The organism is Cryobacterium aureum (assembly GCF_002954245.1).
GTDB lineage: Bacteria > Actinomycetota > Actinomycetes > Actinomycetales > Microbacteriaceae > Cryobacterium > Cryobacterium aureum.
The window spans coordinates 1-24775 of record NZ_PPTG01000029.1 but is presented as its reverse complement, the minus strand read 5'-3'; the positions used below and the strand labels follow the sequence as shown (position 1 = coordinate 24775).

Genomic DNA, 24775 nt, shown 5'->3' with positions numbered 1-24775 from the left:
CAAACGGATGCGACGCAGTCGACCCCGCTCACCCTGGACCCTGCAGCGACGCCTCGTGCTCACCGTCGTCGGGCTGCTCGCGCTCGTGAGCATCACCATCGGGGTGGTGAGTGTGGTCATCCTGCGCGCCTCGCTGCTCGATCGCCTCGACGTTCAACTCGCCTCGGCCGCCGACCGCTCCGGCGCCGTGCTCGGCGGCGGAGACAACGACGGGGACCGCCTCGGCGATACCCCCGGCAGCACTTATTTCGGCACCCCCACCGCCAACAGTATTCTCAGTGGTCCGGCCCAACCGCCCGGGCTGCTCGCCCTGGTCTATGACGGATCGAGTATCACGACCGGCTACACCGACGACCAGAGCGGCGCGATCGAAGAACTCTCCGCCCAACAGGTGCAGCAGCTCGCCGACCACGTCAACCAGTCCGCCGCGGTCACGGTGAACCTTGGCGGTGACCTCGGCGAGTACCGCGTGCAGGCCGAAACGTCTCGCAGCGGCACCCTGTACCTGATCGGTCTGCCCTTGTCGAGCGTCGATACCACGGCAGCCCAGTTGGCCCTGATCATCACGTTCGTCTCGCTCGCCGGACTCATCGTCGTCGCCATCATCGCGGCCTGGGTAGTTCGCCTCGCCCTGCGCCCGCTGCAACGCGTGACCGCGACCGCGACCCGGGTCGCGCAACTTCCCCTCGACCAGGGCGAAGTCTCGCTCGACGATCGGGTTCCGGCCGGTGATACCGACCCGCGCACCGAGGTGGGCCGGGTCGGTGCGGCGCTCAACCGCATGCTCGACCACGTCGACCTCGCCCTGGAGGCGCGGCAGGCGAGTGAACGCAAGGTGCGCCAGTTCGTCGCCGATGCGAGCCACGAACTGCGCACCCCGCTGGCATCCATCCGTGGCTATTCGGAACTCACCCGGCGCAGCGGCCAGCAGCTGCCGCCCGACGCAATACACGCGCTCGGCCGCATCGAAAGTGAGTCGGTACGCATGACCGGTCTGGTCGAAGACCTGCTGTTGCTTGCCCGTCTCGACGAGGGCCGCGAACTCGAAATGGAACCGGTCGACCTCACGATGCTGCTCGTCGACGCCGTCAGCGACGCACACGCCGCCGGCCGCGATCACGTCTGGAACCTCGACCTGCCCGAGGAACCCCTTGAGGCGATCGGTGACGAGCCGCGCTTGCGCCAGGTGATCACCAATCTGCTCGCCAACGCGCGGGTGCACACGGATGCTGGCACCACGGTTCTGGTCGCGCTCGCCGAGCACGATGAACGGGCGGTGATAACGGTGACGGATGACGGTCCCGGCGTCCCCGAGGAACTCACGGCCACCCTGTTCGAGCGTTTTGCCCGCGGCGACAGCTCACGCTTTCGCGCCGCCAACACCACGGGCGCGCCGAGTACCGGTAGCACCGGCCTCGGTCTGGCCATCGTGGCCGCGGTCGTCGCCGCGCACCGCGGCGAGGTCACTGTCGAGAGCCGACCGGGCCACACGGCCTTCCGGGTCTCGCTGCCGTTGGCCTGACCCGCTGGTCAAGGTGAACCGGGGCTAATTCAGGGCATCCGGCAGCGGGGCGTCCGGCCGCCGTGCGATCTGGCGAGTTTCGAGGCCGGAGGACGACGGATCTCCTGAATTAGCCCCATCAAGAGGGCAGGAGCGGGTCCGACGAGGGTTAGTCGGGAGTGTTCAGCCGGGCGAGCAGCTCGGCGAACCGGGTGAGGTCCTCGGCGGGCCAGTTCTGCAGCCGGCTGAGTACACGCGTGGACTTATTGGCGCGCGCCGCGGCCAGCTTCTGCACGGCCAGGGGCGTGAGAGCGAAGTGCTTCACCCGTCCGTCGGCGTCATCGGTCTGCGTCGTGATCAGGCCGAGTTCGTGCAGGGCCCGGGCCTGACGGCTGATGATGCTCTTGTCGACCACCAGATTCTCGGCCAAGGCGCCTGCGGGGGTCGGCCCGCAACGCTCGAGCGTGCGCATGAGCTTGAGCCCGAACGGTTGCAGGGTCGGGTCGATGAACAGGGCAGCATCGCGCATGCTCGCGCGGATGTTCCCCGCCAGCACCGTCATCTGCTCCTCGACGGCCGCCACGGCAGCATCCGTGGTGATTATGGTCATGATCGAATTTTACCTTCATCCAATTCGGGCTCTGACGGTGGCAGGGCAACGGATGCCGTACTCACGTCGACCAGGATCCGGCCGGTCGCCGGTGAAGCGGCCTCGCCAGCAGCGGCAAACCGCTCCCGATCGATGCCGGTCATGGTACCCAGTGGAATGTTGGGCAGCAGAGCAATCGTCACGAGGGTGATCACGGCCAGCGGAACCATAAGCAGGAACACGTTGCCCACTCCGATTCCGTAGGCCGACTCGACGACCACGCGGAGGGCCGCCGGTAGCAGCGACACCTGTGGAATGGTGCCGTCGCCGAGGGTCTCTGCGGCGACAGCCTGATTGGCCGGGCTGAGAGCGCCGGTACCATCACGGATGTACTGCGCCACCACGGTGCCGAGCACGGAGCCCATCACCGCAACACCCACGGTGCCGCCGAGGCTGCGAAAGAAGGTAACGGTACTGGTGGCCACGCCGAGGTGCGTGACTTCTACGGTGTTCTGCACGACGAGCACGAGGTTTTGCATGATCATGCCAACGCCGGCGCCGAGGATGAACATGAACACGCCCACGAAGACGAGGCTCGTGTCGTAGCGCAGCGACCCGAGCAGCAGCGACCCGGCCAGGACCAGCACGCTTCCGGAGACCATGATGGCTTTCCACTTGCCGGTGCGGCTGATCAGGTTACCGAAGAAGGTGGAGGAGATCAGCAGCCCACCCATCATCGGGATGGTGAGCAGGCCAGACTCGGTCGGCGTGGCACCGCGAGCAAGTTGCATGTACTGGCTGAGAAAGACAGACGTACCAAACATGGCCACGCCCACCGAAAGGCTGGCGATAACGGCCAGGGTGACGGTGCGGTTCTTGAACAGATCGAGCGGAATGATCGGTTCCTTCGCCTTGAACTCCACGATCACGGCCGCGATCAGCAAAATAGCCGAGCCGAGCACCATGGCAAATGAAGGCAGCGATGCCCAGTCGAACGAGTTGCCGGCCAGGGTGACCCAGATCAACAGGAGTGACACGCCGGCGCTGATCAGCACGATGCCCAGGTAGTCGATGCTGACCACACGCTTAACCCGTTCGGGCAGGTGCAGGGTCACCTGCAGCAGGATGATGGCGACGACGGCGACGGGTAGCGCGATGAAGAAGTTCCAGCGCCAGCCGAAGGCATCCGTTACGACGCCGCCGAGCAGCGGCCCGCCGATGGTGCCGAGGGCCATGACCGCGCCGAACAGGCCGGCGTACCGGCCGCGCTCGCGGGGGCTGATGATGTCGGCCATGATGATCTGGCTGAGGGCGGCAAGACCGCCGCCGCCGAGTCCCTGCATGATGCGGAACACGATGAGCGTGTCGGTGTTCTGAGCGAATCCGGCCAGGGCCGAGCCGAGCACGAAGACCACCAGGGCGAGCTGAATGAGCAGCTTGCGATTGAACAGGTCGGCAAACTTGCCCCAGATGGGCGTCGAGACCGTGGTCGCCAGCAGGGTGGCTGTGACCACCCAGGTGTAGGCCGATTGGTCGCCCTCAAGGTCGGAGATGATCAGGGGCAGGGAGGTGGCGACGACCGTGCCGGCCAGAATCGACACGAACATGCCCAGCAGCAGGCCGGAGAGGGACTCCAAAACCTGCCGGTGGGTCATCGACCCGTCGGCATTAGGAGCGTGGCGAACGGATGCTGTGCTGCGGCGTGAAGCGCGACTCATGAAACTCCTGCGATTAGTTAACAAGCGTCAACCATACGTAACTAGTAGACCCTTGTCAACCAGTTATCATCCGCTTCGATTTGCACGGTGCTGAACGTTCGCTTATGCTGAACCCTAGCCACAGACCGCCGGTTGCTGCGCTATGTCGAAAGACGTTTGCGCAGTCGAAGGTTCATTCACGTGAACGGCCCGCGCAGGTGTTCGAAGTTCAGTTACAGTCTTTCAGATTGTTCCCCAAGCTCCGGCGCCCTGCGCTGGAGCTTTTTTCATGTCTGCGCCCCGGGCTACCCGGCACATGATTATTAATGAGGAGCACCATGGCGAACAAGGAAGCAACGGTCGCCGAGCTTACGGAGAAATTCCAGAGCTCGACCGCCGTTCTGCTCACCGAGTACCGCGGTCTCACTGTTGCGCAGCTGAAAAGCCTGCGTACGTCCATCAGTGAGGACGCCACGTACGCCGTGGTAAAGAACACGCTCACCAAGATCGCGGCCAACAAGGCCGGCATCACCTCGTTCGACGAGGAACTTGTCGGTCCGTCCGCTATCGCCTTCGTACACGGAGACCCCGTCGCCGTCGCGAAGACCCTGCGTGCCTTTACCAAGGCAAACCCTCTCCTGGTGGTAAAGGGCGGTTACTTTGACGGTAACCCGCTCACCGCAGCCGAGGTTGGCAAGCTTGCCGACCTCGAGTCCCGCGAGGTGCTGCTGGCCAAGCTGGCCGGCGCCTTCAAGGCATCGCTGTTCGGAGCCGCTTATCTCTTCCAGGCACCGCTGTCGAAGGCTGTTCGCACCATCGACGCGCTGCGTGAGAAGCAGGAGTCCGCGAACTAGGCACCTGCCTGTTCACGGTTCACGAATTTTTAAGAAACTATTAGGAGTACATCATGGCAAAGCTTTCCACTGAAGACCTGCTTGAGCAGTTCAAGGGCCTGACCCTCATCGAGCTCTCCGAGTTCGTCAAGGCGTTCGAGGAGACCTTCGAGGTCACCGCAGCCGCTCCCGTCGCCGCTGCCGGAGCCGCTGGCCCTGCCGCTGCCGCTGAAGAGGTCGAAGAGCAGACCGCGTTCGACGTCATCCTTGACGCCGTCGGCGACAAGAAGATCCAGGTCATCAAGGTTGTGCGCGAGCTCACCAGCCTGGGCCTCGGCGAGGCCAAGGCCGTTGTCGATGGCGCGCCGAAGGCCGTCCTCGAGGGCGTTGCCAAGGACGCTGCCGAGAAGGCCAAGGCTTCCCTCGAAGAGGCCGGCGCCACCGTTACCCTCAAGTAGTCACTCCCCGCAAGGGGATCTGATTGAGGCGTAGCCAGTCGGCATTCAAGTCGACTGAACGCGCAAGGGGCGTCGTTTCCGCAAGGAGACGGCGCCCCTTTTGTCATGCCCGGCCAGCTCGCATCCGCTGAAGACAGCCCCGATCTGGGGATTGACTGAACCTGAATATAAATCGTGAATTTGGTGTGAGTTGCCGTGGACCATAGGTTGGGAGAGGAAGTGCTGGCCCAGACCAGTTAACCGGCCGCATGACGGGAGTGCTTCTCCAACTCGACGAAGAGGACCAGCAATGCGCTCCATCACGCACCACAGACTGTTCACCCCGCTGGCCGGAGCGGGCATCCTGGCTCTCACGTTGGCCGGGTGCTCGCAAGGTACAACGGATGCTGCCGGTTCCGGTGAATTCGCCGGCGACACCCTCGAAGTTTCCGCAGCCTGGTCAGGGGCCGAGCAGGCCAATTTCGAGGCCGTTCTGGCCGCGTTCGAAGAACAGTCCGGTGCCACGGTGAACTACACCAGCTTCGGCGACAATGCCGCGACCACGCTCGGCACCCAGATCGAGGGTGGCAGCCCGCCCAACGTCGCCATGCTCGCGCAGCCTGCCCTTATGAACCAGCTCGCCTCCGATGGCAACCTGCAGCCACTGTCCGACGCGGCCAGCGCGGCCGTGGCCGAGAACTACTCCCAGAGCTGGGTCGACCTCGGCTCGAGCGATGGCACCCAATACGGCGTCTGGTTCAAAGCCTCGAACAAATCGACCATGTGGTACAACGTGGATCTCTATGACGCCGCCGGAGCGGTAGCTCCCGCAGACTGGGACGACTTTCTGGTTCAGCTGCAGCTCGTGGCCGACTCCGGCTATGCCGGAATCTCCATAGGAGCAGATGTCGGCTGGCCGTTGACCGACTGGTTCGAGAACGTCTACCTGCAGACCGCAGGCGGCGAGATGTACGACCAGCTCACCAACCACGAAATTCCCTGGACCGACCCTTCCGTCACAGTGGCGCTGGACGCCCTCGCGACTCTGTGGGGCAATGACGCACTCGTGCAGTCCGGTGCCGCGCAGCGTACCTTCCCGGAGTCGGTGACCGAGGTCTTCGGTGCCGACCCGCAGGCCGCCACCATCTATGAGGGCGACTTCGTGGCCGGTAACATCACCGATGACGGCAACTCGGTCGTCGGCGAGAACGCCCTGTTCTTCGACTTCCCCTCGGTGAACGGCTCGGCACCCGCCGTCGTCGGCGGCGGCGACGTAGCCGTCTCCTTCACCGATGACGCCGCAACCGACGCTCTCATGCAGTTCCTCGCCTCGCCTGAAGCGGCCGAGGTCTGGGTTCCAAAGGGCGGCCTCACCTCGCCGAACAACAACGTCGACACCGCCCTCTACCCCGACGAGACCAGCCGGCAGATCGCCGAAGCCCTCACCGGCGCTGAGACGTTCCGCTTCGACATGTCGGACCTCACCCCGAGTGCATTCGGTGGCACTCCCGGCCAAGGCTTCTGGCAGATCATGATCCAATTTCTGCAGGACCCGAGCGACGTTGCCGGCACCCAGCAGGCCCTCGAGGACGCCGCCGCCGCGGCGTACGTGGACTAAGCCCGGCAAGCCGGCTCACCACCGTAGCCGTGTCGCGCACCGTGACCAGCATCGAGAAGCCCGAGGCCGTATCCGCACGCCGTAAGGCACCATCCGGCCGCCGCCCCAGGATGGGGGCGAGCCGCCGACGCATGTTCCTGATCGCCCTCGGCTTTCTGGCGCCGGCGCTCGTGCTGCTGGCCGGGCTCGTTCTCTACCCGATTTTGTACACGGTGGTGCGCTCGTTCTTCAGCGCCGACGGCGGGGCGTTCGTGGGCTGGGACAACTACGTCACCATGTTCACGAATGACTCAACCTTCACGGCGATTCGCAACAACGTCATCTGGGTGCTCGTAGCCCCGGTCGCCTGCACCGTGCTGGGTCTGCTGTTCGCGGTGCTGCTCGAAAAAATCAAGTGGTCAACGGCGTTCAAGCTCATCATCTTCATGCCCATGGCCATCTCCATGCTCGCCGCCGGTGTCATCTTTCGCGGCATGTTCCAGGAGAGCCCCAACCTTGGGGTCGTGAACGCGGCCGTCGTGGCCGTGAACGGCGCGTTCGGAGGCGGCGACGCGGCCTACCCGGGAGCCAACCCGCGCACCGACGTCGGTCTGATCAACGACAACGGGGTCATCGCCAGCGAAGCTGCCGCCGCAGCCGGAACCGAGGTGAACTTCCCCCTCGTCGGGGTGCGCGCCGACGCTGTGCCGGCCAGCGCCGCGCAGGCCGAGATCGCTGGCACCGCTTCGGCCGGCCAGATTACGGGCACGGTCTGGCTCGACGTCGTCACCGGCGGTGGTGGCACGAACGGGCAGATCGACGACGGCAAGACCGGGCTGCCCGGCATCCAGGTCGACGCGGTCGAAGCCTCCGGCACGATCGCCGCCACCACCGAAACGGATGCCGCCGGCCGCTACGTTCTCGACGGACTCGGCACCGAGAGCTACCGCATCGCCCTGCCAGCCTCGAACTTCGACGAGGGCTATCAGGGGGTGTCATGGCTGAGCTCCGGTCTGATCACCGCGGTGATCATCCTCTCCTATATCTGGATCTGGGCCGGCTTCGCCATGGTCATGATCGCCTCCGGACTGAGCGCGATCGACCGCTCCCTGCAGGAAGCCGCCCGGATGGACGGCGCCAACGAGTGGAAGGTGTTCTCCCGCATCACGGCACCACTGCTGTCTCCGGTGCTCATCGTCGTGTTCGTCACCCTCATCATCAACGTGCTGAAGATCTTCGACCTGGTCTATGTGATCCCACCCGGTGCGTCGAAACCCGCGGCGAACGTCATTGCGGTGGAGATGTGGACCGTGTCGTTTGGTGGCGGCAGCAATCAGGGCCTCGGTAGCGCACTGGCCATTCTGCTGCTCATCCTCGTGCTGCCGTCGATGATCATCAACGTGCGCAAGTTCCGTCAGGAGAGGCAGTCGTGAGCGGCGCTGCAACGCACGTGCGCGGCAAGAAAACGCTCGCCCGCGCCATCCTCGGCTTCGTCGACAAGGGCGTGGTCAACGCCGTTCTCGTGATCGTCGCTATTTTCTGGCTGGTGCCGACCCTCGGCCTGTTCCTGTCGAGCCTGCGCACGGTCGGCGATAGCGCCTCGAGCGGCTGGTGGACGATATTCACCACCCCGGCGCAGCTGACCATTGAGAACTACGCGAACCTGCTCGCCAACCCGACCATCACCGGGTCGTTCTGGAACACCATTTTGATCGCCGTTCCCACGACGGTCTTCGTCGTGATCTTCGGAGCCCTGGCCGGCTACGCCTTCGCCTGGCTCAAGTTTCCCGGCCGGGACTGGCTGCTCATCGTCGTGATCGTGCTGCTCGCCGTGCCCCTGCAGGTCGCGCTGATTCCTCTCGCCCGCATGTTCGGCACCCTGGGAATCTTCGGCTCCATCTTTGGCGTGATCTTGTTCCACGTAGCCTTCGGGCTGCCGTTCGCCATCTTTCTGCTGCGCAACTTTTTCACCCAGATTCCGGCCGAACTGCTCGAAGCTGCCCGCATCGACGGTGCTAGCGATTGGCGAATCTTCGTGCAGGTCATTCTGCCGCTCGGCGGCCCGGCCATCGCGTCGCTGGCCATTTTCCAGTTCCTGTGGACCTGGAACGACATGCTCGTGGCCCTCATTTTCACCAACTCCGGGTCGCAACCCCTGACCGTGGCGATTCAGAGTCAGTTGCGCCAGTTCGGGTCGAACATCGACGTGCTGTCGGCCGGAGCTTTTCTGTCGATGATCGTGCCACTCATTGTGTTCTTCGCGTTTCAGCGCTTCTTCGTGCAGGCTTTGCTGGCCGGCTCCCAAAAGTAATAGTCCACCGCGGGATGATGCCGCCGCTCGGTCAGGACCTGTGCGTCACCCTGGCCCGCGGCGCGCTTGTGCTGGACCGAATGACCAGGTTGGTCGCCAGAACGATGGAGTCGCTCGTGCCGTCGGCGTCGCACTGGTCGGGGGCGATGCTCTCGCGGCGGGTATGGAGCTTCGTGCCGTCCTTAGTGGCGAGTTCGGCGAGCAGGGTGCGCACGGCGAGTCCCCCCTGGGCGCGCGGATGCTGCGCGAGGGTGGTCAGGCGGAACATCTCGGCGTGCGGGTGGCCGTCGATGCCAATGACGCTGAGCTCGGTGGGCACCCGAATGCCGAGCTCGCGGGCCGCCAGAATGAGCCCGAAGGCAATCTCATCACTCGCCGCGAAGATCGCTGTGGGACGACGGCGTGGATCGCCGAGAATGGCAAGTCCGCGCTCGTAGCCTCCCGGCATGGTGAACTCGGCCGAGTAGAAGCATCCGCTCACCGATAACCCCGCGGCCATCATGGCCGCCTGGAATCCGCGCAGGCGATTGCTGTGCACGTGAAAGTCCATCTCGTCCACCTGGCTGCCGCCCACGTGCACGATGTCACGGTGGCCGAGGCTGAGCAGGTGTTCGGTGGCCAGACGGGCAGCGGCAACGTCGTCGATCTCGATCGTGGCGGCTCCCCGGATCGGCCCGCCGATGCCGACGAGTGGCCGGCCGAGCCGGTGCAGGTGGTCAACCTCGCGCTCGCTGAGGGCGACGCCGACCGAGATGATGCCATCGAATCGCTTGCGTGCCAGAAAAAAGTCGAACACTCGGTCGCGTTCGAGGGACTCGGGCGGCAGGTTGTACAGCGTCATGTCGTAGCCCTGGTCGAGCAGAGCCTGTTCCACGCTTTCGAGCACTTCGCCGAAGAACCACCGGCTGATGAAGGGGATGATCACCCCGACGCTTTGGGTACGACCGGTCACCAGGCTGGCCGCGTTGGGCGAAGCGACGTAGCCAATTTCGTGCGCGGCTGCGATAACTTTCGCGCGGGTCTCGGTCGACACGTAGCCCCGGCCACTGAGCGCTCGGCTGGCCGTGGCTTTGGCCACGCCGGCGAGGCGCGCTACATCGCCGATTGCACTCACGGGGGCCTCCATCCTGGGGGATTCAGCGCTCAGACTAGCCTGCTCTGGACGACCATGGAACCGGTTCCATGAAGGCCCTTGATTTTCGGACCCACTAGTCATTAGACTCGCGTACCCGGTGAGGATGACTCAGATATCTTTGTCATTCCGTTACATTTGAGCCTTGCCATCCCCAAACGGGTGACGTACTTTGTGCTCTGGAACCGGTTCCCGATTTGCGACTCAAGACACGTTGCGGGTAGCTGATCCACCGAGTTCACCACCGTTTAGCCCAACACGATCCGGCACTACTCGATCCGGCACCACTCAATGAGGAGAACAAGATGCGGCCTTCCCTGCACCGTCGATTTACAGCACCGATCGCTCTGGCGGCGATTGCTGGTCTGGCCCTCGCCGGTTGTTCCGGCGGTCCCGGTACCACCACGGCCGATTCGGGTGCCAAAGGCGATGGCGTCGTCACCGTCTACGGCACGATCGCCGACAAAGAAGCCCAACTCCTGGAAAAGTCCTGGGCGGGCTGGGAGAAAGACAATAACATCGACATTCAGTACGAATCGTCGAAAGAATTCGAATCTCAGATCTCCATTCGCGCCCAAGGCGGCAACGCTCCCGACATCGCGATCTTCCCGCAGCCCGGGCTCATGAAAGACCTCGCGTCGCGCAACTTCCTCAAGCCCGCTCCAAAAGCGGTCGAGGCCAACGTCGACAAGAACTGGTCAGCGGACTGGAAGGCGTACGGCACCGTCGACAATACCCTCTACGGCGCCCCCCTCATGGCCAGCGTCAAGGGCTTCGTCTGGTACTCGCCGGCCAAGTTCAAGGAATGGGGCGTTGAAGTGCCCACCACCTGGGACGAACTGCTCGCCGTCACCAAGACCATCCAGGAAAAGACCGGCAAGGCACCTTGGTGCGCCGGCTTCGGCTCCGGCGACGCCACCGGCTGGCCGGGCACCGACTGGGTCGAGGACCTCGTGCTGCGCCAGGCCGGCGCGGACACCTACGACAAATGGGTGGCCAACGAGATCCCGTTCACCGACCCGGCCATTAAGACCGCGTTCGACTCGCTCGGTGAGATTCTGCTCAACCCGAACTACGTCAACGCCGGATTCGGCGACGTCAAGTCGATCAACAGCACCCCGTTCGGTGACGTAGCCACGCCCATCTCCGATGGCACCTGCGCCCTGACGCACCAGGCCTCCTTCTTCGACGGCTTCATCACGGATGCCGGCGGAACGGTCGGACCGGATGCTGACGTCTGGGCCTTCATCACCCCCTCGGTCAAGGCCGGCGGCCAAGCGGTCACCGGTGGCGGCGAAATCGTCGGTGCCTTCTCCGACGACGCCGACACCCAGAAGGTGCTCGAATACCTCTCGAGCGCAGACTGGGCCAACAGCCGGGTCAAGCTCGGTGGTGTGATCAGCGCTAACAAGGGCCTCGACCCCGCGAGTGCATCGAGCCCCATCCTGCAGCAAGCCATCAAGACCCTCCAAGACCCGAAGACCACGTTCCGCTTTGACGCCTCCGACCTGATGCCGGGCGCCGTGGGATCGGGAACCTTCTGGAAGGGCATGGTGAGCTGGATCAACGGCACGCCGACCGACGAAGTGCTCACGAGCATCGAAGCGGGCTGGCCGAGCAGCTAACGAAAATCAGCTCTACCCAGGCATAAACATGGTGTGCCGCCCGCTTCAAAAACCGGGCGGTACACCGTGCGCTACCGGTGTACGGTACCCATACGTTTTCACCGCTTCTCGGGCGATCACCAGGGTCCACTGTCGTACTCGAAAGGTTTCAGATGTCCGCTTTCTTCTCCTGGTTGGCGCAGTTGCCAGCGCTGGCGCAAGTTCCCATCGTCATCCTGGCTTTTGGTATCGTCGTCGGCGCCATCCTGTTCTTCGTCGAGATCGCTCCGCGCTCCGGCCGCAGGTACACGATCATCCGCCTCGCCGTCTGCGTGCTCGCACCACTGCTCATTCTGTTGGTCGGCAACTCGTATACCTGGGCCATCATCGGTGCCGGAGTATTGGGCCTCGGTTTCTTTTACATCGACTACCGCGCGCGCAAGGGTGCTGGCTACCTGTTCCAGTTGGTCGGTTTTCTGGCCCCGGCCGTGATTCTGCTCGCCATCGGCTTGGTTATCCCGACAATTCAGACCACGGTGCAGGCCTTCATGAGCGCTCGCGGTGACCGGTTTGTGGGCCTGGACAACTTTGCTTGGATCTTCACCCAGCCCGAGAACGTGCGCATCGTGCTCAACACCGTTGTCTGGGTGCTGATCGTTCCGACCATTTCGACCATCGCCGGCCTCGCTTACGCGGTGTTCATCGACAAGAGCCGCGGTGAGAAGTACTTCAAGATTCTGGTCTTCATGCCCATGGCCATTTCGCTGGTGGGAGCATCCATTATTTGGCGCTTCGTGTACACGGCCCGCCCAGCAGATCAGGAGCAGATCGGCCTGCTGAACCAGCTCGTGGTCATGTTCGGCGGGCAGCCCGTGGACTTTCTGTCGGTGTCGCCGTTCAACACCCTGTTTCTCATCGTGATTCTCATCTGGGTACAGACCGGGTTCGCCATGGTGGTGTTGTCTGCCGCCATCAAGGGCGTACCGACCGAGCAGATGGAGGCGGCCGAACTCGACGGCACCAACGCCTGGGAGCAGTTCGTGAACGTGACCGTCCCCGGCATCCGCAGCGCACTCGTGGTCGTTCTGACGACAATTTCTATTGTTTCCCTCAAGGTATTCGACATTGTGCGCACCACTACGGCCGGGTCAAACGAGACCAGCGTCGTAGCCAACGAGATGTACACCCAGTTCAAGAACTTCGAGCAGGGCCGTTCAGCCGCCTTCGCACTGGTGCTGTTTCTGCTGGTGCTGCCCATCGTCGTCTACAACGCCCGCCAGATTAAGAAGCAGAGGGAAATCCGATGAGCACCATCATGCCCCTAAGACTTCCCGTGGACGCCCAGACCACAAGGCGACTTCGTCGCGGCGTACGTCGGATGGAGTCGCCAATCGCCCGCAACACGAAAAAGCGCCTCACCAGCCGCGGGGCCACCATAGGTGCGCTCATCATCGCGGTGTTGTGGTCGATTCCGACGCTGGGACTGCTGGTCTCCTCGTTCCGGCCGGCGCAGCAGGTGCGCACTACCGGTTGGTGGACGATTTTCACCAACACGGGGGTCACCTTCGACAACTACACGACGGCTCTGGCCGCGGGCAACAGCCAGCTCAATCTGGCCGGAGCGTTCATTAACTCGGTCGCGATCACCCTGCCGGCCACGCTCATCCCGTTGATGATTGCCAGCCTCGCCGCCTACGCCTTCGCCTGGATCGACTTTCGCGGTAAGAACGCCATGTTCATCGGCGTTTTTGCCCTGCAGATCGTTCCGATCCAGATGGCGCTGGTTCCGCTGCTGCAGTTCTTTTCCGGCGGCACCATCTTCGGGTACCCGGTGGTTGCCGCGCTGAACCCCGGCAGCGGCTACTCGCAGGTCTGGATCGCGCACACCATGTTCGCCCTGCCGTTGGCCATCTATCTGCTGCACAACTTCGTCGCGGAGATTCCGAGCGAGGTCATCGAAGCCGCCCGCGTGGACGGCGCCGGCCACGGGCAGATCTTCTTTCGCATCGTGCTGCCGCTGACCATGCCGGCCATCGCCTCGATCGCCATCTTCCAGTTTCTCTGGGTCTGGAACGACCTGCTGGTGGCGCTCATCTTCGCGGATGGTGCTGTCGCTCCCATGACCAAGCTGCTCGCCGAGCTCTCCGGTGCCCGCGGACAGGACTGGCATCTGCTCACGGCGGGCGCGTTCCTATCCATTCTGGTACCGCTGATCGTGTTCTTCTCGCTGCAACGTTTCTTCGTGCGCGGTCTGCTCGCCGGGTCGACGAAGGGATAGTGGCTGGTTGATTACGAAAACGGATGCCCGTGGTCGGCCCGGCCACGGGCATCCGTTTATGCCGGGTCTGTCCGACGTTTAGAGTGAATGCATGAGTGGAATGCACGGTGCCCCTGGCCACGGTCCGCGGCAGCAGGCGGGCGCTGAACGCCCGCGCAAGCGAGTCAGTGGAGCGGATGCTGCGGCACAGCGCGCCGAGAACGCGCTCGCCCCGCGCATCCCGCACCTGCTCGCGCGAATCGGCGCACTGTTCGCCCCGCATCGCAACACCCTCATCGTGACCGTCGTGTTGGTCCTGTTCAGCGCCGCTCTCTCGGTGGTGCCACCGCTGCTCACGCAGCGAGCCTTCGATGACGGGTTGTTTCCGCCCGCCGACACCCCCAACCTGTCGGTGCTCGGCGTTCTCGTGGCGCTCATGCTCGGCGTTTTTCTGGTCAACGCGCTGCTCGGCGTCTGGCAGACCTGGCTGACCGCGAGCGTCGGCAACAAGGTCATGGGAGCCCTGCGCGTGCGCCTGTTCACCCACCTGCAGGCGATGGAGCTGAGCTTCTTCACCAAGACCAAGACCGGTGTCATTCAGTCGAGGCTGCAGAATGATGTCGGCGGGGTCGCGACGGTGCTGACCAACACGATCTCCAGCATCCTGGGTAACACGGTCACTGTTATCGCGGCCTTCGTGGCGATGCTGCTGCTCAACTGGCAGCTGACCATCGTGGCCGTGGTGTTGATGCCGGTTCTGGTGTTCGCGCAGCGTCGAGTCGGGCAGGTGCGGGCGCGCATCGCCGGCAAAACACAGGAATCGCTCTCCGACATGACCGCGATCACTCAGGAGACGCTCAGCGTGTCTGGCATTTTGCTGTCGAAGAGTTTCACCCGGCAGCAGAACGAGATCGACCGGTATGCGCAGGAGAACCGTAACCAGGTGCGGTTGCAGGTGAGTCAGCAGATGAGCGGTCAATGGTTTTTCGCCACGGTGAGCGTGTTCCTATCGGCGATTCCGGCGATCGTGTACCTCGTGGCCGGGGTGCTCGTGTTCAACGGCACGACCGACATCACGCCCGGAACGATCGTGGCGTTCACGACCGTGCAGGCTCGGCTGATCTTTCCGCTGCTCGGTCTCATGCGCGTCGCGCTTGATCTGCAAACGTCGTCAGCGTTGTTCGCGCGCATTTTCGAGTATCTCGACCTGTTGCCGGCGATCAGCGACAAGCCCGACGCGGCCCTGGTACCGTCGTTCGGCTCCGCTCGAGGCCGGGTCGAGTTCGATCACGTGCGCTTCAACTATCCGGATGCCGGCGGCGATGCCCGCCCGACCCTCGACGACGTGTCTCTGGTGATCGAGCCGGGCCAGTTCGCCGCCTTCGTCGGACCGTCGGGCGCCGGCAAGACCACGGTGTCATACCTGATCCCACGCTTCTACGAAGTCTCGGCCGGGCGGGTGCTGTTTTCCGGCCTCGACGTGCGCGACCTGCAGCAGGAGTCGCTGGTGTCGCACATCGGTATTGTGAGTCAGGAGACTTACCTGTTCCACGCGACGATCGCCGAGAACCTGCGTTACGCCAAGCCGGAGGCAACGTCTGACGAGCTGGTCGCTGCGGCGCGCGCCGCCAACATCCACGACACGATCGACTCGTTTCCCGAGAAGTACGACACCATGGTTGGGGAGCGCGGCTACCGGCTCTCCGGTGGTGAGAAACAGCGCATCGCCATCGCCCGGGTGCTGCTGAAGGACCCGCCGGTGCTCATCCTCGACGAGGCCACGAGTGCGCTCGACTCCATTTCGGAGAGCGTGGTGCAGGCCGCCCTCGACACCGCCAGCCACGGTCGCACCACCATTGCGATCGCCCATCGCCTATCGACGATCGTCGATGCCGACGTGATCTTCGTTGTCGACGCCGGCCGCATCGTGGAGCGCGGTACCCACGCCGAGCTCCTCGCCCTTGAGGCCGTCTACGCGTCGCTCTACGCCCGCCAAATCACGTCGAGCCCCGCCGTATAACCCCCCTAACCCCCCGACGGAACTCTTGTGGACGGGGCCTGGGCCCCGTCCAGGGGCCCAGTTTATAAACTGGGCCCCTGTCCATAAGGTGGGCCCGACGCGCGCGGTCTACGAACGGGCCGCGAGCATCCCGGTCATCAGGTCGATCTCGGACTGCTGGCTGGCCACGACGGATCTCGCGAGGGCGAGCACTGTCGTGTTGGTGCTGCGGTCCAGCACCGCCTGAGCCATCTCGATCGCACCCCGATGATGGGCGATCATGATCACCAGAAACTGCCGTTCAGCCTCAACGCCGGATGCCGCGGTGAGCGCCGCAATCTGCTCCGCGGTCGCGAGCCCGGGCATGGGTTCTCCCGCCACATGCGCGGCGGCGCTTGCGGCAGTGTGGGACGCGCCGTGCGCCTCTCCGGCCAGGGTCGGCCGGGTCATCCAGGTCATTGACGGTTCGGGCGCAAACTGCGGCAGGCCCCAAACGGTCAGCCACCCCGCCATCTGCCCGCTCTGTCGTGCCTGCGTCGTAGCAATGTCGTAACCCAGCAACCGCACCGGCGCATCGTCAGTGCGGTCGCGAATGATCATGGCGAGTTCGACGCCCTGGTCGTGGTGCACCTGCATGTCCCGGGCGAACCCCGCCTCGGCACTCGTCGCGTCGGGCACGGCGTCAGCGATCGTGCTCAACCTCCCGATCGAGAACGCCACGGCGCCCACCACGAGTGCCGTCACGAGAACGGATGCCGTAATCGCCCGAATCAGCGCGCGGCGCGGTCGCGACGATGGGGCATCTCCTTTGTGCGCGGTGGGCTGGGCGCTGTCAGAAGTCATGGTGTCGGAGCTGGTTAGGCCTTGCCAGGCGCGTCGAGCCCGCCCGAGCAGGGGGCGCTGTTTTCGGGAACGTTGACACTCTTCCAGAATTCCGTGAAGAACTCGGCGATGCGCGGATCGTCGGCGCTGTCCACCTGCAGCTGAGCGTTCCAGCCACTCAGTACGATCGGTGCCGGTATTCCCTCAAAGGGGGACAGGACCACGTAGGTCGAGGGTAGCTCGGCCTTGAGCGTGTCGAGTTCGGCTGCCGAGATCGACGGGTCGTAGGTCACCCAAATTGCGCCGTGCTCGAGCGCGTGAACAGCGTTCTCGTTGGGAACCGCCTGCTCGTAGACGCCGCAATTGAGCCACTGCGAGGCGTGCTCGCCGCCGGCGGGCGGCGTCTGCTCGTAGGTCACCGGGGTCTCGATGTGGCCGGCCGTGTTGGTGAAGGTCTCCACCCCGTCAATCGTCGACGCATCGCCGGCGCCGCCGCCAGCATAATTGGCAGCCTTCGGGGCGAGCACGAACGTGGTCACCAGCAGGGCGACGATGGCGGCCGCCGCGACAGCACCGCCGATGATGCCGATCAGGCGGTTACGTTTGCCGCGTTTTTGCTGTCGGTGGTACTCCTCCAGCTTTTTCGTGCGCTTGGCGGCGCGTTCTTGCTTGAGCGACGCTTGGTTGACGGGGGAACCGGGCTGGGGGGTCACGAGGGCCTCTCTGTTGGAGCTACTTCTATTCGAACGTATCAGTCACCCCTGTGGCTTCCCCCGATGCCGCTCTCACAGTTATTTCTCAGGCTGGTCGGCGGCTCCCGGCGCCCGATAGAGTGGAAGCGTGCCCGTTCATTCGTCGTGTTGTTGCTGTCGCTAGCCGACCCTTCACGAACCCGTTCGGCCGCCGATTCGGTGTGCAACTCCGAGGCCGCGCCTGTTTGGCTGCGCGCAGCTCGACCCTGCTGCTTGACCAAAGGAATCCCCATGAAAATCGCAGACACCATTCTTGACCTCATCGGTGACACCCCCTTGGTCAAACTCCACAAGGTCACCGAGGGGCTCACGGCGACGGTGCTAGTGAAGCTCGAATACCTGAACCCGGGCGGCTCGGCGAAGGACCGCATCGCCGTGCGCATCATCGACGCCGCCGAGCGCGACGGCCTTCTGAAACCCGGGGGTACGATCGTCGAACCGACCTCGGGCAACACCGGTGTGGGCCTCGCCCTGGTGGCCCAGCAGCGCGGCTACAAGTGCGTGTTCGTGCTGCCCGACAAGGTCGGCGAAGACAAACGCAACGTGCTCACCGCCTACGGCGCCGAGATCGTGGTGACGCCGACATCCGTTGCCCCTGAAGATCCCGAGTCGTACTACAGCGTCTCCGACCGGCTGGCCCGCGACATTCCGGGCGCGTTCAAGCCCAATCAGTACTTCAACCCCAACGGCCCACTCAGCCATTACGAAACCACTGGCCCCGAAATCTGGCGTGACACCGACGGTACGGTCACACATTTCGTCGCCGGCGTGGGTACCGGCGGCACCATCACCGGAACCGGCCGCTACCTGCGCGAGGTGTCGAATGACGCCGTGCGGATCATCGGCGCCGACCCTGAGGGCTCGGTCTACTCCGGCGGCACCGGCCGCCCGTATCTGGTGGAGGGTGTCGGTGAGGACTTCTGGCCGGGAGCATACGACCCCACGGTCGTGCACGAGGTCATCGCCGTCTCCGACGCGGACTCCTTCGCCATGACCCGCCGGCTCGCCCTCGAAGAGGGCATCCTGGTCGGTGGCTCGAGCGGAATGGCCGTCGTGGCCGCCCTGCGCGCCGCCGAAAAGCTCGGCCCCGACGACACGATCGTCGTGCTGCTGCCTGACGGTGGTCGCGGCTACCTCGGCAAGATCTTCAACGACGGGTGGATGCGCAGCTACGGTTTCAGCAACGCCCCAACCGGTCACACGGTCGCCAATCTGCTCGAATCGAAGACCGGGAGCTTGCCGGCCCTGGTCTATGTGCACCCGAGCGACACCGTGCACGATGCCATCGAAACCATGACCGGCCAGGGAGTGTCGCAGCTGCTGGTGCTGAGCGCGAAACCGCCCGTTGTCATGGGTGAGGTGCTTGGTGCGGTCGACGAGCGCGCCCTGATGGGCCTGGTTTTTTCCGGGGATGCCAAACTCACCGACCGGGTTGGCTCCATCGTCGGCGAGGCGCTGCCGCTGATCGGCGTCAACGAGCCGGTCGCCGCCGCGCGCGCCGCATTTGCCGAGCACGACGCGCTGCTCGTGACCGACGGCGGCAAGCCGCTCGGCGTCATCACCCGGCACGACCTGCTCAGTTACCTGAGCGCGTAATTTCTACAGAGGGAGCACCCATGAACTTCGACACGATCGCCATCCACGCCGGTCAGGAATTCGACCCGACCACCGGTGCCGTCATTCCGCCGATCTACCAGACCTCCACCTACGTGCAGGACGGCATCGGCAACCTGCGCGGCGGCTATGAATACAGCCGTGGTGGCAACCCCACCCGCACCGTGCTCGAGACCCTGCTCGCCGCGCTGGAAGGCGGCAAGCACGGACTGGCGTTCGCGAGCGGACTCGCCGCGGAAGACACCATCCTGCGCGCCATCCTGGCGCCTGGCGACCACGTCGTGCTCGGTAACGACGTCTACGGCGGAACCCACCGCCTGATCAACCAGGTGCACGCCGCCTGGGGTGTGCTCAACACGACCGTCGAGATGAGCGACCTCGCTGCGGTCGAAGCCGCCATCCGACCCGAGACCAAGATCCTCTGGGTGGAGACGCCCAGCAACCCGCTCATGAAGATCAGCGACATCGCGGCGCTCGCCGAGATCGCACACCGCCACGGCGTGGTCGCGATCGTCGATAACACCTTTGCGTCACCGGCGCTGCAGCATCCGCTGGAATTCGGCGCTGACGTTGTCGTGCACTCGACCACCAAGTATCTCGGCGGCCACTCCGACGTGCTCGGCGGCGCCCTCATCATCAACGACGACGAGCTCTACGCGAAGGCCCAGTTTCTGCAGTTCGCGGCCGGGCCGGTCTCGGCTCCGCTCGACTCCTGGCTCACCGTGCGCGGCATCAAGACGCTCTCCGTGCGCATGGAACGACACTGCAAGAACGCCCAGGCCATCGCCGAATACCTCGACGGCCACCCCGCGATTGCCGCGGTCTACTACCCGGGCCTGCCCGGCCACCCGGGCCACGAACTCGCCAAGAAGCAGATGTCCGGCTTTGGTGGCATGATTTCCGTGGCGTTCGCCGGTGGCGCAGCGGCCGCGCGACTGTTCGCCGAGTCGATGCACCTGTTCCAGCTGGCCGAATCGCTCGGCGGGGTCGAGTCGCTCGTGAACTACCCCTCCGAAATGACGCACGCCTCGGTGCGCGGCACCGAGCTCGAAGTGCCGGACAACATCGTGCGCCTCTCGGTCGGAATCGAAGACGTCGCCGACCTCATCGCCGACCTCGAGGGCGCCCTGCCCCTCGGCTGACCCCAGGCCGGGCCGAGAGCGGAATGCACAGGGTCATGTCTTTGTTGAGAATGGGCATGCGTACAGTGTGGCGCTTTCGTGTGTCGCGTCTGGCGTCACCGTGCCGACCGGCCACCGCGCGACACGCCGATCGAGATTCCACAGGCAAAATAAGGCCGGAAACGGCGCCTGTGGATAACTGGGTGCGGTTCCGCGGAATGTAGGCGGTTTTGCGCCGTTGGACTGTGGGCAAAATGTGGAATGTCGGTGGATAACTACACAATTGTAATTACTGCATGTAGTGGCTATTGAGTGCGGCGATCACTAGATGTAGTATTGAAACTCTAGTCAGGCACTACGCCCGGACAGCATACTTGCTCGCTTTGCACGACGATCCCTGATGGTTTCTCACCGGTGATCAAAGAGTTTTATCGAACATACTTGCGAAGTATGGCGAACAGATTTAGACTGAAACTGCCAAGAAGAAAGGCCATAACCATGGCAATCACCGTTTACACGAAGCCCTCCTGCGTACAGTGCGCGGCCACCTACCGTGCCCTCGACAACAAGGGCATCGAGTATGAGGTGCTCGACCTCTCGGTCGACGACAACGCCCTCGAAGCCGTCAAGGCTTTGGGTTACCTGCAGGCGCCCGTCGTGATCACGGACGAAGAGCACTGGTCGGGCTTTCGCCCCGACAAGATCAACGCACTCGCCGCACGCCTCGCGTAGTCACCACCGGCACACCCCGGTCTCACCGTTTCGCCCGATCAGGATCGCCACACTAGATGACTGACATCGTGTATTTCTCGAGTACCTCGGGCAACACTCGCCGTTTCGTCGAGAAACTCGGTCGGAAGGCGGCGCGCATACCCCTTCATACGCGCGAAGAGCCGCTCGTGGCCACGGAGCCGTACGTGCTCTGCGTGCCCACCTATGGTGGCGGCAATGTGGGCGGGGCGGTGCCCAAGCAGGTCATCAAGTTTTTGAACAACGAGACCAATCGGTCGTTTATTCGCGGCGTTATCGGCGCCGGCAACATGAATTTCGGCACGGCCTACTGCCTGGCCGGCGACATCATCGCCGCCAAGTGCAAGGTGCCGCACCTCTATCGCTTTGAAGTATTTGGAACACCGGATGATGTGCGCATCGTTCACGACGGATTGGAAGAATTTTGGAAACAACAGCCGTGAAAATCACGCCCATGGACGCACCGTCGGGCATGGATTACCACTCGCTCAACGCGATGCTCAACCTGTACGGCCCGAACGGGGAGATCCAGTTCGACAAGGACCGCGAGGCAGCCCGCGAGTTCTTCCTCCAGCACGTCAACCAGAACACGGTGTTCTTTCACTCGCTGCGCGAGCGCCTCGACTACCTGGTCGAGAAGGAATACTACGAGCAGGCCGTGCTCGACCAGTACTCGTTCGAGTTCATCACGAGCCTGAACGACTTGGCCTACTCCAAGAAGTTCCGCTTTCAGTCGTTCCTCGGTGCGTTCAAGTACTACACCTCGTACACGCTGAAGACCTTCGACGGCAAGCGGTATCTGGAGCGTTTTGAAGATCGGGTGGTCATGACCGCGCTGGGACTCGCATCCGGTGACGAGAAGCTCGCCGTTGCCCTGGTCGAAGAGATTATCGCCGGCCGTTTTCAGCCGGCGACCCCCACCTTTTTGAACTCCGGCAAGGCCCAGCGCGGCGAGCTCGTCTCCTGCTTCCTGCTGCGTATCGAAGACAACATGGAATCGATCAGCCGTGGCATCAACTCCTCGCTGCAGCTCTCCAAGCGTGGCGGCGGCGTGGCCCTGCTGCTCAGCAACATTCGTGAGGCCGGCGCCCCGATCAAGCAGATCGAGAACCAGTCCAGCGGCATCATCCCCGTCATGAAGCTGCTCGAAGACTCCTTTAGCTATGCCAACCAGCTTGGTGCCCGCCAGGGAGCCGGCGCCGTCTACCTGCAGGCGCACCACCCCGACATCATGCGTTTTCTCGACACCAAGCGTGAGAACGCCGACGAGAAGATCCGCATCAAGACTCTCTCCCTCGGCGTCGTCATTCCCGACATCACCTTTGAACTCGCCAAGAATGACGAGTGGATGTACCTCTTCTCGCCCTACGACGTTGAAAAGGTCTACGGCGTGCCGTTCGCTGACATCTCGGTGACCGAGAAGTACCACGAGATGGTCGACAACCCCCGTATCAAGAAGTCGAAGATGAAGGCGCGGGAGTTCTTCCAGACTCTCGCCGAGATTCAGTTCGAGTCTGGCTATCCGTACATCATGTTTGAAGACACGGTGAACAAGGCGAACCCGATCGATGGTCGCATCAACATGTCGAACCTGTGCTCCGAGATTCTGCAGGTGAACACCCCGACCACGTACAACGAGGACCTCTCGTACAACGAGATCGGCAAGGACATCTCCTGCAACCTCGGGTCGATGAACATCGCCCTCGCCATGGATTCCGGCGACCTCGGCCGCACCGTCGATGCTGCCATTCGCGGCCTCAACGCGGTATCGGAACAGAGCCACATCAGCTCGGTTCGTTCGATCGAAGACGGAAACGACCGCTCGCACGCCATCGGCCTCGGCCAGATGAACCTGCACGGCTACCTCGCCCGTGAGCGCGTCTACTACGGCAGTGAAGAGAGCATCGACTTCACCAATATCTACTTCTACACGGTGTTATTCCATGCGCTACGCGCCTCGAATGCCATCGCTATCGAGCGCGGCCGCACCTTCGAGGGGTTCGAAAACTCCACCTACGCGTCCGGGATGTTCTTCGACAAGTACATCGACCAGGTGTGGGAGCCGACGACCGCTCGCGGCGCCGAGCTGTTCACCCAGGCCGGGGTGTCGATTCCGACGCAGGCCGACTGGGCCGAGCTCAAGGCATCCGTTGTGAAGCACGGTATATACAACCAGAACCTGCAGGCCGTGCCGCCGACCGGGTCGATCTCGTACATCAACAACTCGACCGCATCGATCCACCCGATTGCGGCGAAGATTGAGATTCGCAAGGAAGGCAAGCTGGGGCGCGTGTACTACCCGGCGCCGTTCATGACGAACGACAACACCGAGTTCTACCAGGATGCCTACGAAATCGGCTACGAGAAGATCATCGACGTGTACGCGGCGGCAACGCAGCACGTCGACCAGGGCCTCTCGCTCACCCTGTTCTTCAAGGACACCGCGACAACCCGCGACATCAACCGCGCCCAGATCTACGCCTGGAAAAAGGGCATCAAGACGATCTACTACATCCGCCTGCGCCAGATGGCGCTCGAGGGCACGGAAATTGAGGGTTGCGTTTCCTGTGCGCTTTGAGTGAGTTGGCTGTGCGTTATCTGGACGAACCGTGGACAAAGGAATATCTTCAATGATTGACAAGCTCAAACTGGTGTCGCACGTTGATGCGATCAACTGGAACAAGATCGAAGACGAGAAAGACGTCGAGGTCTGGAACCGGCTGACCAACAACTTCTGGCTGCCGGAGAAGATTCCGCTCAGCAACGACATTCAGTCGTGGAACCAGCTCACGCCGGTCGAGCAGCAGCTCACCATGCGAGTGTTCGCCGGGCTGACCCTGCTCGACACGATCCAGGGCACCGTCGGCGCCGTGTCGTTGATTCCGGATGCCATCACCCCGCACGAAGAGGCCGTCTACACGAACATCGCGTTCATGGAGTCGGTGCACGCCAAGAGCTACTCCTCGATCTTCTCCACATTGGCCTCCACCAAGGAGATCGACGAGGCGTTCCGCTGGTCGACTGAGAACGAGAACCTGCAGCGCAAGGCTTCGATCGTGATGGATTACTACCAGGGCGATGACCCGCTCAAGCGCAAGGTCGCCTCGGTGCTGCTCGAGTCGTTCCTGTTCTACTCGGGCTTCTACCTGCCGATGTACTTTTCCAGCCGGGCGCGCTTGACCAACACGGCTGACCTCATCCGTTTGATTATTCGGGATGAAGCGGTGCACGGCTACTACATCGGCTACAAGTTTCAGAAGGGTCTCGAGAAGGAGACGCAGGAGCGTCGCGACGAGATCAAGGACTACACCTTCAACCTCGTGTTCGAGCTGTACGAGAACGAGGTGCAGTACACGCAAGACCTGTACGACGAGGTCGGCCTGACCGAAGACGTCAAGAAGTTTCTGCACTACAACGCCAACAAGGCGCTGATGAACCTCGGCTACGAGGCGATCTTCCCGAAGGACGTCTGTGACGTGAACCCGGCGATTCTCTCCGCCCTCTCACCGAACGGTGACGAGAACCACGACTTCTTCTCGGGTTCGGGCTCGTCATACGTGATCGGCAAGGCTGTCGTCACCGAGGACGACGACTGGGACTTTTAGCTCTCAACTATCGACAGGGCGGATGCTTGTGAGATTCGCTTGGACTTGATACATGTTTCATCCGATTTGATACATCGAATTCAGAACTGATACATCGGTATCAGATCGGGTGAAACAGCGTCAAAGCCCAAGGGTAAGTAATTGAGTCTTTGCG

At 63.2% G+C, this 24775-nt stretch carries 21 protein-coding genes; 16 read left to right on the top strand and 5 right to left on the bottom strand.

The genetic code is table 11. The features are described 5' to 3' along the window. Window positions 1-7: 7 nt before the first annotated feature. Window positions 8-1522 carry a sensor histidine kinase gene (locus CJ028_RS11235; protein WP_105035641.1) on the top strand — a complete coding sequence of 505 codons (1515 nt, stop codon included), beginning with the start codon at window positions 8-10 and terminating at the stop codon, window positions 1520-1522. A 148-nt stretch (window positions 1523-1670) separates the two neighbouring features. On the opposite strand, the gene CJ028_RS11230 is transcribed toward CJ028_RS11235, so the two are convergent. Beyond that, on the bottom strand, window positions 1671-2111 hold the full coding sequence (locus tag CJ028_RS11230) for a MarR family winged helix-turn-helix transcriptional regulator (RefSeq protein WP_105035341.1): 441 nt from the start codon (window positions 2109-2111) through the stop codon (window positions 1671-1673). Beyond that, window positions 2108-3745, bottom strand: a complete 1638-nt coding sequence (locus CJ028_RS11225) for an MFS transporter (RefSeq protein WP_105035340.1) — start codon at window positions 3743-3745, stop codon at window positions 2108-2110. Before CJ028_RS11225 ends, CJ028_RS11230 begins: the two co-directional genes overlap by 4 nt. A 380-nt stretch (window positions 3746-4125) precedes the next feature. On the opposite strand from CJ028_RS11225, the gene rplJ reads away from it, so the two are divergent. The 5 genes from rplJ (at window position 4126) to CJ028_RS11200 (ending at window position 8965) form a co-directional block, all read left to right on the top strand. Continuing rightward, window positions 4126-4641, top strand: coding sequence for a 50S ribosomal protein L10 (rplJ, locus tag CJ028_RS11220; protein WP_104083138.1), 516 nt, complete (start codon window positions 4126-4128; stop codon window positions 4639-4641). Between the two features lie 53 nt (window positions 4642-4694). Then, window positions 4695-5078 (top strand): 50S ribosomal protein L7/L12, encoded by a 384-nt coding sequence (rplL, locus tag CJ028_RS11215; protein WP_092340409.1) that lies wholly within the window; start codon window positions 4695-4697, stop codon window positions 5076-5078. A gap of 289 nt (window positions 5079-5367) precedes the next feature. After that, the gene (locus CJ028_RS11210) at window positions 5368-6675 is read left to right on the top strand and encodes an ABC transporter substrate-binding protein (RefSeq protein ID WP_105035339.1); all 1308 of its coding nucleotides are present in this window, start codon (window positions 5368-5370) and stop codon (window positions 6673-6675) included. A 29-nt stretch (window positions 6676-6704) separates the two neighbouring features. Further along, window positions 6705-8087 (top strand): ABC transporter permease, encoded by a 1383-nt coding sequence (locus CJ028_RS11205; RefSeq protein ID WP_240607212.1) that lies wholly within the window; start codon window positions 6705-6707, stop codon window positions 8085-8087. Then, window positions 8084-8965: a carbohydrate ABC transporter permease gene (locus CJ028_RS11200; RefSeq protein WP_105035337.1), complete on the top strand. Its 882-nt coding sequence runs from the start codon at window positions 8084-8086 to the stop codon at window positions 8963-8965. Before CJ028_RS11205 ends, CJ028_RS11200 begins: the two co-directional genes overlap by 4 nt. 31 nt (window positions 8966-8996) lie before the next feature. On the opposite strand, the gene CJ028_RS11195 is transcribed toward CJ028_RS11200, so the two are convergent. Further along, window positions 8997-10079, bottom strand: a complete 1083-nt coding sequence (locus CJ028_RS11195) for a LacI family DNA-binding transcriptional regulator (RefSeq protein WP_105035640.1) — start codon at window positions 10077-10079, stop codon at window positions 8997-8999. A 323-nt stretch (window positions 10080-10402) separates the two neighbouring features. On the opposite strand from CJ028_RS11195, the gene CJ028_RS11190 reads away from it, so the two are divergent. The 4 genes from CJ028_RS11190 to CJ028_RS11175 all read left to right on the top strand — a co-directional run bounded on the left by CJ028_RS11190 (window position 10403) and on the right by CJ028_RS11175 (window position 15978). Next, the gene (locus tag CJ028_RS11190) at window positions 10403-11722 is read left to right on the top strand and encodes an ABC transporter substrate-binding protein (protein ID WP_105035336.1); all 1320 of its coding nucleotides are present in this window, start codon (window positions 10403-10405) and stop codon (window positions 11720-11722) included. A 152-nt stretch (window positions 11723-11874) separates the two neighbouring features. Further along, the gene (locus CJ028_RS11185) at window positions 11875-13008 is read left to right on the top strand and encodes a carbohydrate ABC transporter permease (protein WP_105035335.1); all 1134 of its coding nucleotides are present in this window, start codon (window positions 11875-11877) and stop codon (window positions 13006-13008) included. Further along, a complete protein-coding gene (locus tag CJ028_RS11180) occupies window positions 13005-13979 on the top strand; it encodes a carbohydrate ABC transporter permease (protein WP_105035334.1) in 975 nt (324 codons plus the stop codon). Before CJ028_RS11185 ends, CJ028_RS11180 begins: the two co-directional genes overlap by 4 nt. Window positions 13980-14070: 91 nt before the next feature. After that, window positions 14071-15978: an ABC transporter ATP-binding protein gene (locus CJ028_RS11175; protein WP_439099039.1), complete on the top strand. Its 1908-nt coding sequence runs from the start codon at window positions 14071-14073 to the stop codon at window positions 15976-15978. 108 nt (window positions 15979-16086) lie between these two features. Here CJ028_RS11175 and CJ028_RS11170 read toward each other — a convergent pair whose 3' ends face one another. Then, window positions 16087-16800 (bottom strand): DUF305 domain-containing protein, encoded by a 714-nt coding sequence (locus tag CJ028_RS11170; protein ID WP_105035332.1) that lies wholly within the window; start codon window positions 16798-16800, stop codon window positions 16087-16089. 14 nt (window positions 16801-16814) lie between these two features. Further along, a complete protein-coding gene (locus tag CJ028_RS11165) occupies window positions 16815-17492 on the bottom strand; it encodes a thioredoxin-like domain-containing protein (protein ID WP_105035331.1) in 678 nt (225 codons plus the stop codon). A gap of 270 nt (window positions 17493-17762) precedes the next feature. Between CJ028_RS11165 and CJ028_RS11160 the strand changes: the two genes are divergently transcribed. The 6 genes from CJ028_RS11160 (at window position 17763) to nrdF (ending at window position 24621) form a co-directional block, all read left to right on the top strand. Next, window positions 17763-19127 carry a cystathionine beta-synthase gene (locus CJ028_RS11160; protein WP_105035330.1) on the top strand — a complete coding sequence of 455 codons (1365 nt, stop codon included), beginning with the start codon at window positions 17763-17765 and terminating at the stop codon, window positions 19125-19127. 20 nt (window positions 19128-19147) lie between these two features. Then, window positions 19148-20287, top strand: coding sequence for a cystathionine gamma-synthase (locus CJ028_RS11155; protein WP_105035329.1), 1140 nt, complete (start codon window positions 19148-19150; stop codon window positions 20285-20287). Window positions 20288-20764: 477 nt separating this feature from the next. Next, on the top strand, window positions 20765-20998 hold the full coding sequence (nrdH, locus tag CJ028_RS11150) for a glutaredoxin-like protein NrdH (RefSeq protein ID WP_105035328.1): 234 nt from the start codon (window positions 20765-20767) through the stop codon (window positions 20996-20998). Between the two features lie 56 nt (window positions 20999-21054). Further along, window positions 21055-21459 (top strand): class Ib ribonucleoside-diphosphate reductase assembly flavoprotein NrdI, encoded by a 405-nt coding sequence (gene nrdI, locus CJ028_RS11145; RefSeq protein WP_105035327.1) that lies wholly within the window; start codon window positions 21055-21057, stop codon window positions 21457-21459. An 11-nt stretch (window positions 21460-21470) separates the two neighbouring features. Then, window positions 21471-23594: a class 1b ribonucleoside-diphosphate reductase subunit alpha gene (gene nrdE, locus CJ028_RS11140; protein ID WP_105035326.1), complete on the top strand. Its 2124-nt coding sequence runs from the start codon at window positions 21471-21473 to the stop codon at window positions 23592-23594. 52 nt (window positions 23595-23646) lie between these two features. After that, a complete protein-coding gene (gene nrdF / locus CJ028_RS11135; RefSeq protein ID WP_105035325.1) occupies window positions 23647-24621 on the top strand; it encodes a class 1b ribonucleoside-diphosphate reductase subunit beta in 975 nt (324 codons plus the stop codon). The last annotated feature ends 154 nt before the right edge of the window (window positions 24622-24775 follow it).